Consider the following 12,359-nt stretch of genomic DNA (forward strand, 5'->3'; position numbering starts at 1 on the left):
GCTGCAGGCTTGAGGGCCGGCTCGTCGTCCGCCTGGGCAGCGGCGGGCGCCACGGTGCCGGTCTGSTCGGCATCGGCCTGGGCCGACGGCGCGACATGCTGCGGCGCCGGATCGCTCGGCTCAGCCGCCGCCACCTGCGGCGCGGCCGGTGCTGGATCCTCGCGCGGCACCAACGAGCCGTCCGACTTGACCACCATGGTCCTCACCTTGCGCGGCGCAACGGCGACGACATCGGTGTTGGTGCCCTTGTCTGTATCCTGCAACACCTGCGCGATGCGATCCTCGCCCTTGGGCGCGGGCACCGCCGCATTGTCGGCAGGCGCCGCATTGTCGGCAGGCGCTGCATTGGCGGACGGCGCCGCGCTGGCGGTCGGCGCGGCATTGCCGTCATCGGCGCCGCCAACGGCAGCGCTCTGATCAGCAGAAAGATCGATGGCACGGGCCGGATCCTTCGCCTGCACATCCACCGGGACCTCGGTGTTGGTGACAAGCTTCTGCTGCACGGGTTCAGCGGGCTTGGCGCCCTTGACCACCGCGTCATAGACCTTGTTGTCCTGGTTCGGCACCACGGTGCCGCCCGGATTTTCCGGCTTGACCTTGATCGGTGMRTTGTCSGCCTTGACGATSACMGGCGCWTCGCTGCCRCCCTTGCCGCCRAAGGACARGGCAAAGGCACCAAGGCCGCCTGCAATCGCCACGGCGCCGACAATGGCAGCGATGAACAGGCCGCGGCGGCCCGACGGCCTGGCCGCTTCCCGCTCGCCGAGACCCGGAACAGACATCGCTTCGTCCAGCTCGGGATCATAGTCGAGTTCATCGACGGTGAAATCGTCCGCCTGCGAGACCGGCTGGCTGCCGGGCAGACTGTCGAGATCGAAGCCATCGGCGGCGTCGGCATAGCCTGTGTTCGCCACAGCACGGGCCGGCATTTCCGCCGGACGCGCCGCATAGGTCCGCGCTTCCGGCTGGAAGGCCGGCTTGGGCTCTTCGTATGTCGGCGCCGCATATCCGGGGTTAAATCCGGCGTTGTAGGATTCATCGGCATAGGCAGCGCTGCTTGCGGGAGCAGCAGGAGCAGGCGCGACCTCCACCGAATTCATTTCCGTCAGCAGGCTGGAGAACTCGGCGTCGAGATCGTCATAGCCAGGCGAGGCCGGCTCATCTTCCTCGAAATGCAGTTCAGGAATGTCGAGATCGTCCGCCAGCGCCACGACGCGCTCCGGCACATCGACCGTTTCAACGTCAGGCATCTCTTCGTAGCGCGAGGACTGGTGCGGCGGCAGTGCGGATACGGGGGCTGCATAGGCAGCAGCCGCAACCGGCTCGGGCGCACGGTAGGACGGCACAAAGGCCACTGCTGGGGCCACATCAGGCGCGGCGACCCTGGCCGCCATAGCGGCGGCTGGCTGCGCGGCGAATGCCGGCTGCTGGGGCACCGGCGTCACGCGGCTCCACGAACGGGTCGGCTCGGTCGGCGCGGAGCGTTCGGCCAGCCAATCGAGGGAATCGTCCTGATCCTGCTGGGAAGCGACCTCGTCACGCGGATCGAGGTTCCTGGCCAAGGCAGCGTCGAACGCATCATTGTCGAAATCGACATCGACATGACCAGCGGCGTGAACGCCAAGATCCTGGCCCTGGAGCTCATCGAGCAGCAGATTGTCGAGATCGACATCGGCGGCGTGAGCCGCACTGGAGGGATGCAGATCCTCGGGCGCTTGTTCGTCGAGATCCCAGTCGAGATCGCCGACGAGATCGGCRGGTTCCTCGGCAGCCGTTGCAGGCGCGGCGGTATACGACTGAACGGGAGCAGCAGGCGGCTGAGCCACAAAGGGTTGAGCGACGACGGGCTGAGCCACGACAGGCTCCTTGGCCGACGGCAGCGTGCGCGCCGTCATGGCGCCCAGAAGCGCGTTCAGCTCGTCTTCGAGGCTTCGTTCGTCCGCCACGGGGGCCCGCACCGGCTCGGCCATGATCGCTGCCGGAGCTATCGGCTGGACAGCGGCGGTCGCGACCTCGGCGCCCGGCTCTTCGACAGGCTCGGCGAACGCGTCGTCCAAGTTCAGATCGAACGCATCATCCGAAACGGCCTCAGGGCTTGAGAAGTCGCCCCTGGCGTCCACGGCATCGGCGAGCACTTCGTGCGTTTCCGCTGCAAAGGCCACCGGCTCGTCCGCCTGAACGTCAAAATCCATATCGACATCGGCCATGGCGTCGTCGAAGTGACCCTCGAAACCCTCGTCGGAAATCGCTTGGGTCTCATTCGCGGCGGCCAGAACCGGCTCTGGATAGTCGATCGCGGTCGCAGCCACATGGTGCTGATCCGCGGAATGGTCGTCCAGCATCAGCTCGTCTTCCAGCGAACGCGCGACCGCATCATCGAATTCATGCTCGGGCGCCGGCTCGACAGCCACCGGCACCTCGGCAACGGCATGCTGGGGCTCGACGGCCTCGTCTTCGATCTGGACGGTATGGTCCTCGATGTGGAAATCCTGATCGAGCGACGCKGCAAGCTCGTCSTCCATCGGCAGATCGTCYTCGAASGGCGAMACRTCYTCSAGCGAACTGGCGACGGCATTGTCGAAATCGACGTCGAAGGCAGGTTCGACGGATGGCGCGGCTTCGGCAGCGCCGGGAATTGTTTGGCTGGCGACGACCGAATGGTCATCGGCACCCGTGAAGTCCAGATGGAAATCGTCATCGAGCGACAGCGCAAGATCGTCGTCGGCAGCGTGCGTGGCCGCCGTTTCGAATGCCGGCTCATGAACTTCGACAACCGGAGCGGCAGCGCTATCGCCAGCGTCGAAATCGCCCATCAGTTCCTTTTCGAGGTCGATATCGAAATCGTCCTCTCGCACGGACTGATCGGCGACAGCGGGCTGCGGCTGGGCCGGCGCCKGCKGCTTKACCGGCTGRCGCGGRTCGAAWCCCATGATCCTGGTCAGYTCCGCGAACGGATCATCGTCAGCGATGTCGTTGTTGTCGGCTRCTYTCAGCTGGGTTCTGTCTGCCATTATTGTTCCCGAACTCGCACTCATTCGGACGCCATGGACGTCGCGCAGGGTTGGCCCTTACCAGCGCAATGTGGGCAAAAGGTGACAGGTTATTTAGTCAAACCTAACGCATTTCGGCGGGCGCGGCGGCCCCGATCAGCGTCAGGCCGGACGTGAGAACGTCCGAAACAGCCTGCACCAGCCCTAGTCTGGCATGCGTCAATTTACGATCGTTAACCTTAACAAACCGTAAGTCCGGATTATCCGTGCCCCGGTTCCAGTGTCCGTGGAAACTGGAAGCCAGATCGTAGAGATAAAATGCCAGCCGATGCGGCTCCAGCGCAAGAGCGGCGGACTCGATCAGGCGCGGATATTCCGCAAGCTTGCGGATCAGGCCAAGCTCGCCCTCGTCGGTCAGCAAAGCCGCCGCGGCGGACAGGTTGTTTCGATCGAAGTTCGCCTCGCCCAACTGCTCGCTTGCCTGCCGGAACACCGAATGGCAGCGCGCCGAAGCGTACTGCACATAAAACACCGGATTGTCCTTGGACTGCTCGGTCACCTTGGCAAAGTCGAAGTCTAGCGGCGCATCGCTCTTGCGGTAGAGCATCATGAAGCGGATCGCGTCGCGGCCGACCTCCTCCACCACTTCCCGAAGCGTGACAAAATCGCCGGACCGCTTCGACATACGAACCGGCTCGCCTTCGCGAAACAGCTTGACCAGGTTGCACAGCAGGACGGTTAGTTTTACGTCATCGCCGCCAATTGCCCGCGCCAGAGCTTCCAGCCGTTTGACATAGCCGCCATGGTCGGCGCCAAGCACGTAGATCAGGTCGACGAAGCCGCGATCGACCTTGTCCTTCAGATACGCCACATCGGCGGCGAAATAGGTGAACGYGCCATCGGACTTGRCCAGCGCCCGGTCCATGTCGTCGCCGACCGCGGTCGAGCGGAACAGCGTCTGCTCGCGGTCCTCCCAATCGTCCGGCTTCTCGCCCTTGGGCGGCGGCAGCTTGCCCTTGTAGATATGGCCCTTCAGCGTCAGGTCATTGATCGCCAAGCGGATTTTCTTGGCACCGTCGGCATGCAGCGTGCGCTCGGAGAAGAACACGTCGTGGTGCACGTTGAGCAGCGCCAGATCCTCGCGGATCATCGCCATCATCGCATCGATGGTCCGGTCCTTGACGATGGCCAGCGCTTCGTCATCMGGCATCTGCAGCAGCTTGCGGCCAAATTCCGCGACCAGCGCCTGACCGACTGGCACCAGGTAATCGCCGGGATAGAGACCAGCCGGTATTTCGCCGATATCGTCGCCCAGCGCTTCGCGGTAGCGAAGGAAGGCCGAGCGCCCGAGCACATCGATCTGCGAGCCGGCATCGTTGATGACATACTCCTTGGTCACGTCGTAACCGGCAAACGCCATCATATTGGCCAGTGCGTCGCCAACCACGGCACCCCGGCAATGGCCGACATGCATCGGGCCCGTCGGGTTGGCGGAGACATATTCGACATTGGTTTTCCTGCCGGCGCCGATCGTCGAGCGGCCGTAGTTGCGGCCCTCGCCCAGAAGCGCAGACAGATGGGCCTGCCAGAAGCCGTCCTTGAGCCTCAGATTGACGAAGCCAGGGCCGGCCACGTCAACGGCGGCGACATCCTTGTCGTCCCGAAGCGCCAGTGCCAGCCTTTCGGCCAGCGCGCGCGGATTCTGCCCGGTGGGCTTAGCCAGCACCATTGCCGCATTGGTCGCGAGATCGMCATGGCTGGGGTCGCGCGGCGGTTCGACGGCAATGCGCGACAAGTCCGGCGAAACGCCGTCCTTGTCTTTCAGATCAAGCGCTTCGACAGCCTTTGTGACTCGCGCGGTGAAATCGGCGAAGATGTTCATGGGTATTGCTCTGGCGGCTTTATGGCGAATCCGGCTCGTTGGCCGGCAAAATCGCGCCCGCCCTAGCTCAAATCCGGGGTGCGGTCAAACAAACGCCGGTGTTCCTTGAGCGCGTAGGTGTCGGTCATCCCTGCCAGGAAATCGGCCACGCTGCGCGCCTTGATGCGATCCTCGGCCCGGTCCAGCCCCTCGCGCCAGCCGTCCGGCATGGCGCGCGGGTCGGCGAAATAGACGTCGAACAGGTCCCTGACGATCTGCTCGGCGCCGGCGCGCACCCGCATCACCTCCTTGTGCCGGTAGAGGTGCTTGTAGAGAAAAGCCTTCAGTTCCTTCTCGGCCGCGGCCATCTCGGCGGAAAAGGTCACCATCGTCTCGCCTGCCGCCCTCACCGCGTCGGCGCTTCGCGGTCCGACGCGCTCCAGATTGGTGGTCGTGGAGACAATAACATCCTCGACCATGGCGGTGATCTGCCGCCGCATCAGTTCGTGGCCGGTACGCACGTCATCAAGCACCGGATAGCGCTCGCGCACACCCGCCAGGATCGTCCCCGGCAGCGAGACGGTCTTCAGCATATCGAGCGTCAGCAGCCCTGCCCGCAGGCCRTCGTCGATGTCATGSGTGTTGTARGCGATRTCGTCGGCRATCGCMGCRCACTGCGCCTCGATGCCGGCGAACCGGTCCAGTTCGAGATCCTGCAGYTCSGAATAATCGCGGATYGCCTGCGGCACCGGCCCTTTCAGGCCTTTGCCGCCGGCGTCCGTCAGCGGGCCATTGTGCTTGACCAGGCCCTCCAGCGTCTCCCAGGTCAGGTTCAGCCCATCGAATTCGGCGTAGCGCGCTTCCAGCCGCGTCACGATGCGCAGTGACTGCGCGTTGTGGTCGAAGCCGCCCCAGGCGGCCATCTTGTCGTTCAGCGCGTCCTCGCCGGTGTGGCCGAAGGGCGTGTGGCCGAAATCATGCACCAACGCCACCGCTTCGGCGAGATCCTCGTCGCCGCGCAGCGCCCGCGCCAGCGCCCGCGCGATCTGCGCCACCTCGATCGAATGGGTCAGCCTTGTGCGATAATGGTCGCCTTCATGGGCGATGAAGACCTGGGTCTTGTGCTTGAGCCGCCGGAACGCCGTCGAATGGATGATGCGGTCGCGGTCGCGCTGGAACGGCGTGCGGGTCGGGCTTTCGACCTCGTCGAACAGTCGGCCGCGCGAGCGCGCCGGATCGGTGGCGTAGGCCGCGCGTGGCCGGTAGCCGAATCCGATGTCGCCCAACTCATTGGTCATGATCGATGCCGCAATTGACGTGGTTAGTTGACTTGGCCGCTTGCGCTTCATACCTATCATGTGAAACCGAAAGCAAGGTGACGCCCATGGGCGCTGATGCCAAGACYGCAATGAAAGTCGAAATGACCGACTCCGCCGCCARGCGGATCGCGAAAATCGTSTCKGGCGAGGCCGGCAAGACGGCGCTGCGCGTYTCSGTCGAAGGCGGCGGCTGCTCSGGCTTTTCCTACAARTTCGACCTSGTCGACRCCCGCAAYGAYGACGAYGTCGCCATCGAGAAGGACGGCGCCACSGTGCTGATCGAYGATYTSTCSCTGGTCTATATGGGCGGCTCGGTAATCGACTTCGTCGACGATCTGATGGGCCAGTCCTTCCAGATCCGCAATCCGAACGCTGTCGCCTCCTGCGGCTGCGGCACGAGCTTCTCCATCTAGCGGCATGCCTGGCATCGGCGCGGTCCGTCAGATCGCGCTTTCGGCCGGACGCAACCTTGATTCGACGCTGGCCTTCTGGCGCGATGTGCTCGGCATGGGCGTTCACGCCCGCTACGATCCCCCCGGCATCGCCTTCATCATGGCGGGCGATGTGCGCCTGCTGTTCACCGACGGCGTTCCGGCCGGCACGGTCTATCTCGACATTACGGGCCTCGAAGCCTTCCACGCCGACGCCAAGGCATCCGGAGTTCCCTTTACCGCGCCGCCCGCGCTTGTCCATCGAGACACCGAAGGCACATTCGGTCCGGCGGGGGAAAGCGAGTGGATGGCCTTCCTAAAGGATCCGGCAGGCAATACGATCGGGCTTGTCGAACGCCACGCGCCGCAGGAAGAATAGACCGTCATGAAAATCGTCACCTGGAACATCAACGGCGTTCGCGCCCGCATCGGTAACCTCACCCATTGGCTGACCGAAAGCGCGCCCGACATCGTCTGCCTGCAGGAGATCAAGACGGTCGACGAGCAGTTCCCGCGCGCCGAGATCGAGGCACTGGGCTACAATGTCGAAACCCATGGCCAGAAGGGTTTCAACGGCGTGGCGCTGCTGTCGAAGCTACGCTTCGACGAAGTCAATCGCGGCCTGCCGGGCGACGACACCGACGAGCAGGCACGTTTCATCGAAGGCGTGTTCTCGACCGACAAGGGCGCGCTTCGCGTCGCCTCGCTCTATCTGCCGAATGGCAATCCGATCGATGACGAGAAAAAATTCCCCTACAAGCTGTCCTGGATGGCGCGGCTGGAGCGCTGGGCCGAGGAGCGGCTGAGGCTGGAAGAAGCGCTGGTGCTGGCCGGCGACTACAATGTCATTCCCGAGCCGATCGACGCGCGCTTTCCGGAGAACTGGCTGGGCGACGCGCTGTTCCAGCCGCAGACCCGGCAGGCCTTCCGCCGGCTGCTCAACCTCGGTTTCACCGAAGCGGTGCGCGCGGTCACCGATGCTCCCGACACCTACACCTTTTGGGACTATCAGGCCGGCGCCTGGCAGAAGAACAACGGCATCCGCATCGACCATCTGCTGCTGTCGCCGGAAGCCGCCAACCGATTCTCGTCGGCCTCGATCGAGAAGCATGTGCGCGCCTGGGAAAAGCCCTCCGATCACGTGCCGGTGGCGATCGACCTCGCACTGCTGCCAGCCTGACGACCTCTGCGGCCTGAGGTCGGGCACGCCCATGCTGGACCTCATATCGCCACAAATCAGGCGCATGATTGAAAATCATCATGGCGGCCGGGGTTCCCATGACCATTCGATTTGTCGTTTGTCCGATCGGCTTGGCATTTGCCACGGCCGCCATGGTGCCGGCTTTTGCCGCCCAGGAATGTCTTGCCAATGGAAAATCCTATCCGGTCGGTCAGGTCGCCTGCCTGACGGTTGCCGACCAGAGCCATCTGGCTCGTTGCGAGATGGTGCTCAACAACACATCCTGGACGAAGGTCGGCGACAGCTGCCCTGAAAACACGATGGCTCCGCACCTGCACGTCACGCCGATCTCGACGCCCTCGCCAAGCATGGTGCCGACGGAGCCGACCGAGAACTGATTTTTTCTGATCAGCTGATCTGCCCCCGTTGTGTGGAGATGACCGGCAGGCCAGAGGTGGGCGCGAAGGAACTCTACCTCTCGTCCAAGCTACGAAGTGCCGAGACTTACCCAGCTGTGATTGACCGATAGGGGCGGCGGGACAGCGCCCCCCTCTGGCCTGCCGGGCATCTCCCCACGAGGGGGAAGATCGGCAGACGACCCTACTGTTCCGTGTTGGCGGTGCCCTTGGTCAGGATGTCATCCGCCAGCGAAATCGCGGTACGGCGGTCGGCTTCGCCGGCGGCGGCGAAGGCCTCTTCCTGCATGCCACGGATCCAGGGCTGATCGGCCGGCGAGGCGCGTTCGAGCGCCGCGGTCATCATCGCCAGGCCACGAACGATCTTGCCGCTCTGGAACAGGAGATGACCAAGCGTCGCCTGCGCGCCGGCATGGCCCTTTTCGGCGGCGAGTTGGAACCAGCGCCCGGCCTGCTTGACGCTGGCCTTCACACCGCCCTCACCCTTCAGGAACATCTGCCCCATCTCGAACTGGGCGTTCGGGTTGCGGTAGTTGGCGGCGGCGCGCATGTAATATTCCTGGGCAGCCACCTCGTTCTCGGTGACCGGGCTGCCGGGAATGCCCGTGCGCAGATAATCGCCAAGCGCCACCAGCGCGTCGGAGACATAGCTTTCTTCCGGCGAACCGGGCTCGACATCCTGGTCGACGATCTCGGAGAAGAACTTGAACGCCTCATAGTCGTCGCGCGCCACGCCGTCGCCCTCGGCATACATACGGGCAAGCTTCCAGGTGGCGCCGATCTGGCCGTTTTCGGCGGCGTATTTATAGGCTTCGGCCGCCTGTTCCTTGTGGCCGTTCTTGTAGGCGGAAAAGCCGAACTGGAACACGGCCCAGGGGCTCGACTGCGGCTTCACGCCGGTCTTGTCGTCGAACACCTTGTCGTCGAAGGCCAAAGCCTGACCCACGGCGCCAAAGATCGCGACAGCGACCAGTGCCGGAAGGACAGATGACCTCAACAACTCTGGTGTTGACTTCAACAACTCAGATATCCGCATAGCAGTGTGTTTCTTTCGCACCGCCCGGATGGGTGACCGCGCCGTCGCGGGCAGACCCGACCGTCTGTGCGTATTTCCATATCGCGCCCGACTGRTAGTCGGTCGTGCGCGCCTTCCAGGTCTTGGCCCGCGCCGCCAGTTCTTCATCGGACAGCGCCACTTCGATCGTGCCGTTCACGGCATCGATCGAGATCACGTCGCCATCCCGGATGAGACCGATCGGGCCGCCCACGGCTGCTTCAGGCCCGACATGGCCGATGCAGAAGCCGCGTGTCGCGCCCGAGAAGCGGCCGTCGGTGATCAGCGCCACCTTGCCGCCCATGCCCTGGCCGTAGAGGGCTGCCGTCGTCGACAGCATCTCGCGCATGCCCGGGCCGCCGCGTGGTCCTTCGTAGCGAATGACGAGAACCTCGCCTTCCCTGTAGTTGCGATGCGTCACCGCCTCGAAACATTCCTCTTCCGAATCGAAACAGCGCGCCGGGCCGGAGAATTTCAACTCCGCCATGCCCGCGACCTTCACGATCGCGCCTTCGGGGGCGAGGTTTCCCTTCAACCCCACGACACCGCCGGTTTGGGTAATTGGTCTGTTGGCCGGGCGGACCACATCCTGATGTTCATTCCAGGCAACATGTTCCATGTTTTCGGCCAAAGTACGGCCAGTGACCGTCAGGCAATCGCCATGCAGATAGCCATGGTCGAGCARSGTYTTCATCARCAGCGGAATGCCGCCGGCCTCGAACATRTCCTTSGCGACATATTTGCCGCCCGGCTTSARRTCGGCGATGTAAGGCGTCTTCTCRAAAATCTKKGCGACGTCGAAGAGATCGAATTTGATGCCTGCCTCATGCGCGATCGCCGGCAGATGCAGAGCTGCGTTGGTCGAGCCGCCGGTGGCGGAAACCACGGTGGCCGCATTCTCCAGCGCCTTCAGCGTGATGATGTCGCGCGGCCGGATGTTTTTCGCGATCAGCTCCATGATCTTTTCGCCGGAGGCGAAATTGAAACGGTCGCGCATTTCGTAAGGGGCCGGCGCACCGCAGGAATAGGGCAGCGCGAGACCGATCGCCTCGGCGACGGTGGCCATGGTGTTGGCGGTGAACTGGGCGCCGCAGGAACCAGCCGACGGACAGGCCACCTGCTCGATCTCGAGAAGCTCGGCATCATTGATCGTGCCGACAGAGTGCTGGCCAACCGCCTCGAACACGTCCTGCACGGTGATCTGGCGGCCGCGATAGCTGCCGGGCAGGATCGATCCGCCATAGATGAAGATCGACGGCACGTTGAGCCGCACCATGGCCATCATCATCCCGGGCAGCGACTTGTCGCAGCCGGCCAGCCCGACCAGTGCATCGTAGCAATGGCCGCGCATGGTGAGTTCGACCGAATCGGCAATGACCTCGCGCGACACCAGCGATGACTTCATGCCCTGGTGGCCCATGGCGATGCCGTCGGTGACGGTGATGGTGCAGAATTCGCGCGGCGTGCCGTTGGCGGCAGCTACCCCCTTCTTGACCACCTGCGCTTGGCGCATCAGCGAGATGTTGCAGGGAGCGGCTTCGTTCCAGCAGGAGGCGACGCCAACCAGCGGCTGCGCGATCTCGCCGGCGGAAAGCCCCATGGCATAGAGATAGGAGCGGTGCGGCGCACGCGCCGGACCGACAGTCACATGGCGGCTAGGGAGCTTAGCCTTTGAAATGACCTTGGCGTCCATTCTCATCCTTGCCGCGGGCGGTGCGGCCTGTCCCATCGCCGAGCCTTTTGGCGCGTGTCCCGAGACAAGATCGAGGTGCGCCGGGTTTATGGCGGGAAATGGGCAATTTCCTCGGCCTGACTTCTAGCGCAGGGGTTGTTCAGAAAGTGTTGCCGAAACGTCACAATCACACGAAGCGCCCGCAGTGCGGCTTATATGCAACGCAGCTTGGATAGAGGACACGGCGATGATGCCGGCTCAAATGAAAAAGGCCGGGCAATGCCCGGCCTTTCCTATTCAATTTCAGTCACTTACCATTTGATCTTCAAAGAAGTCGAAAGTGCTGTGACAAGGTCGTTGCCAAAGTCCGCAGTGTAATCGGTGCCGTAAGTTACACCATCGCTGCCGAGGACAGAATGTATCGACCCGCTTGTAAGCACACCAACCGCACCGCCGAGCCGAACCTCGATGTTTTGAGTTGGCGTGTAGGCCACGCCACCGCTAAGGGTCCAGGTATCGGTCTGCGAGCTCAAGCCGGTCGTCGTCCCGCGATCCCAGGTGATAACCGCAGCACCGCTCCACTGATCGTTGAATTTGTGGCCGATACCGCCGGAAACCGTCCAGCCGTCGCGATAGAGCAAATCAAGCGACGTGGCACGCACAGGGCTGGTCGTGGTGCAGGCCACGAGCCCCTGGGTTGAGGTCGGGCAGAACGGAATGCTCTGCAGATCACTCCAATTCACCCACTTGATGGATCCAAAAGCCAGCCAGCCCGGCGCTATGCCTGACTGAAGTTTGAGTTCAACAGAGTCCGGCACCTGCGAGGAACCGTAAACATCGGTCACGCGTCCAAGAAGTGGGTTTGCCGGGTTAATAAATCCAGGAACTTGAGTCAGATCGAGTGTTCCGGTCAAATTGTCGAGCTTGACCGCCGAATTGTAGACCAGGCTGGCGCGCAGCGCGATGTCCGGGATTTCATAGGCGACACCCGCACGCCATCCCCACCCATCACCTTGGAGATCGAGGCGACCGATGCCTGTGCCGAAGAAGGACGGAATTGGAGCGACCAACTGCTCCTTGAAACCCGAAACATCCTCGTGAAACACGCCGCCGATGAAACGAAACTGTCCCTTGCCGAGGTCCATTTTGTACGAGCAGGTCGCTCCAAAGGCTTCGCTCTTTACCTGCGTGTCGACATTGCTTTGTGCACCCGCCCAGTTCGCACCAGGATTGCTGGAGGCACCGATGGGCTGAGAGTAGTCACCCAGGCAATCGATGGGACCCATGCCGATCTTGATGCCGGCGTTGGGCACCCAATAGCTCTCCGTATCGCGAGCCGTGCTGGAAAATGTGGGACCAGTCAGGGTACCGTCAGCAGGGTCGGTATCCTTTGCGTTTTTAAGATTTCGCTGCGGCATCACATAGGTGCCACCGAC

General features: G+C 63.1%; 10 protein-coding genes. 4 read left to right on the top strand and 6 right to left on the bottom strand.

What is annotated here, in order from left to right; all coding sequences use genetic code 11:
• From AC1DX0_RS21475 to AC1DX0_RS21485, 3 genes are all read right to left on the bottom strand, one after another.
• On the bottom strand, nucleotides 1-3,011 hold a 3,011-nt coding region (locus AC1DX0_RS21475; RefSeq protein WP_477356772.1), incomplete at its 3' end, for an SPOR domain-containing protein.
• Between the two features lie 103 nt (nucleotides 3,012-3,114).
• The gene (argS, locus tag AC1DX0_RS21480) at nucleotides 3,115-4,872 is read right to left on the bottom strand and encodes an arginine--tRNA ligase (protein WP_477356774.1); all 1,758 of its coding nucleotides are present in this window, start codon (nucleotides 4,870-4,872) and stop codon (nucleotides 3,115-3,117) included.
• A gap of 62 nt (nucleotides 4,873-4,934) precedes the next feature.
• Nucleotides 4,935-6,149 carry a deoxyguanosinetriphosphate triphosphohydrolase gene (locus AC1DX0_RS21485; RefSeq protein ID WP_477222259.1) on the bottom strand — a complete coding sequence of 405 codons (1,215 nt, stop codon included), beginning with the start codon at nucleotides 6,147-6,149 and terminating at the stop codon, nucleotides 4,935-4,937.
• A gap of 86 nt (nucleotides 6,150-6,235) precedes the next feature.
• Here AC1DX0_RS21485 and erpA point away from each other — a divergent pair, with 86 nt between their 5' ends.
• The 4 genes from erpA (at nucleotide 6,236) to AC1DX0_RS21505 (ending at nucleotide 8,179) form a co-directional block, all read left to right on the top strand.
• Nucleotides 6,236-6,583 carry an iron-sulfur cluster insertion protein ErpA gene (erpA, locus tag AC1DX0_RS21490; RefSeq protein WP_477356776.1) on the top strand — a complete coding sequence of 116 codons (348 nt, stop codon included), beginning with the start codon at nucleotides 6,236-6,238 and terminating at the stop codon, nucleotides 6,581-6,583.
• A 4-nt stretch (nucleotides 6,584-6,587) separates the two neighbouring features.
• Nucleotides 6,588-6,980, top strand: a complete 393-nt coding sequence (locus AC1DX0_RS21495) for a VOC family protein (protein WP_477222257.1) — start codon at nucleotides 6,588-6,590, stop codon at nucleotides 6,978-6,980.
• Between the two features lie 6 nt (nucleotides 6,981-6,986).
• Complete coding sequence (gene xth, locus AC1DX0_RS21500) at nucleotides 6,987-7,781, top strand: exodeoxyribonuclease III (RefSeq protein ID WP_115142993.1); 795 nt, start codon at nucleotides 6,987-6,989, stop codon at nucleotides 7,779-7,781.
• Nucleotides 7,782-7,861: 80 nt separating this feature from the next.
• On the top strand, nucleotides 7,862-8,179 hold the full coding sequence (locus tag AC1DX0_RS21505) for a hypothetical protein (RefSeq protein WP_477222256.1): 318 nt from the start codon (nucleotides 7,862-7,864) through the stop codon (nucleotides 8,177-8,179).
• 202 nt (nucleotides 8,180-8,381) lie between these two features.
• Here the strand turns inward: AC1DX0_RS21505 and AC1DX0_RS21510 are convergent, their stop codons facing one another.
• The 3 genes from AC1DX0_RS21510 to AC1DX0_RS21520 all read right to left on the bottom strand — a co-directional run.
• Nucleotides 8,382-9,233: a tetratricopeptide repeat protein gene (locus AC1DX0_RS21510; protein WP_172228228.1), complete on the bottom strand. Its 852-nt coding sequence runs from the start codon at nucleotides 9,231-9,233 to the stop codon at nucleotides 8,382-8,384.
• Nucleotides 9,220-10,944, bottom strand: a complete 1,725-nt coding sequence (gene ilvD / locus AC1DX0_RS21515; RefSeq protein WP_477356778.1) for a dihydroxy-acid dehydratase — start codon at nucleotides 10,942-10,944, stop codon at nucleotides 9,220-9,222. Before ilvD ends, AC1DX0_RS21510 begins: the two co-directional genes overlap by 14 nt.
• A 290-nt stretch (nucleotides 10,945-11,234) precedes the next feature.
• The coding region (locus AC1DX0_RS21520) for an OmpP1/FadL family transporter (protein ID WP_477356780.1) at nucleotides 11,235-12,359 on the bottom strand (1,125 nt) is incomplete at its 5' end.

This window comes from Mesorhizobium sp. P3_A9 (assembly GCF_056402975.1).

Bases quoted from the DNA above. Each gene is read 5' to 3' on its own strand.
- AC1DX0_RS21495 (WP_477222257.1), top strand. From the start codon at position 6,588: ATGCCTGGCATCGGCGCGGTCCGTCAGATCGCGCTTTCGGCCGGACGC.
- xth (WP_115142993.1), top strand. From the start codon at position 6,987: ATGAAAATCGTCACCTGGAACATCAACGGCGTTCGCGCCCGCATCGGT.
- AC1DX0_RS21505 (WP_477222256.1), top strand. From the start codon at position 7,862: ATGGCGGCCGGGGTTCCCATGACCATTCGATTTGTCGTTTGTCCGATC.
- AC1DX0_RS21510 (WP_172228228.1), bottom strand. From the start codon at position 9,233: ATGCGGATATCTGAGTTGTTGAAGTCAACACCAGAGTTGTTGAGGTCA.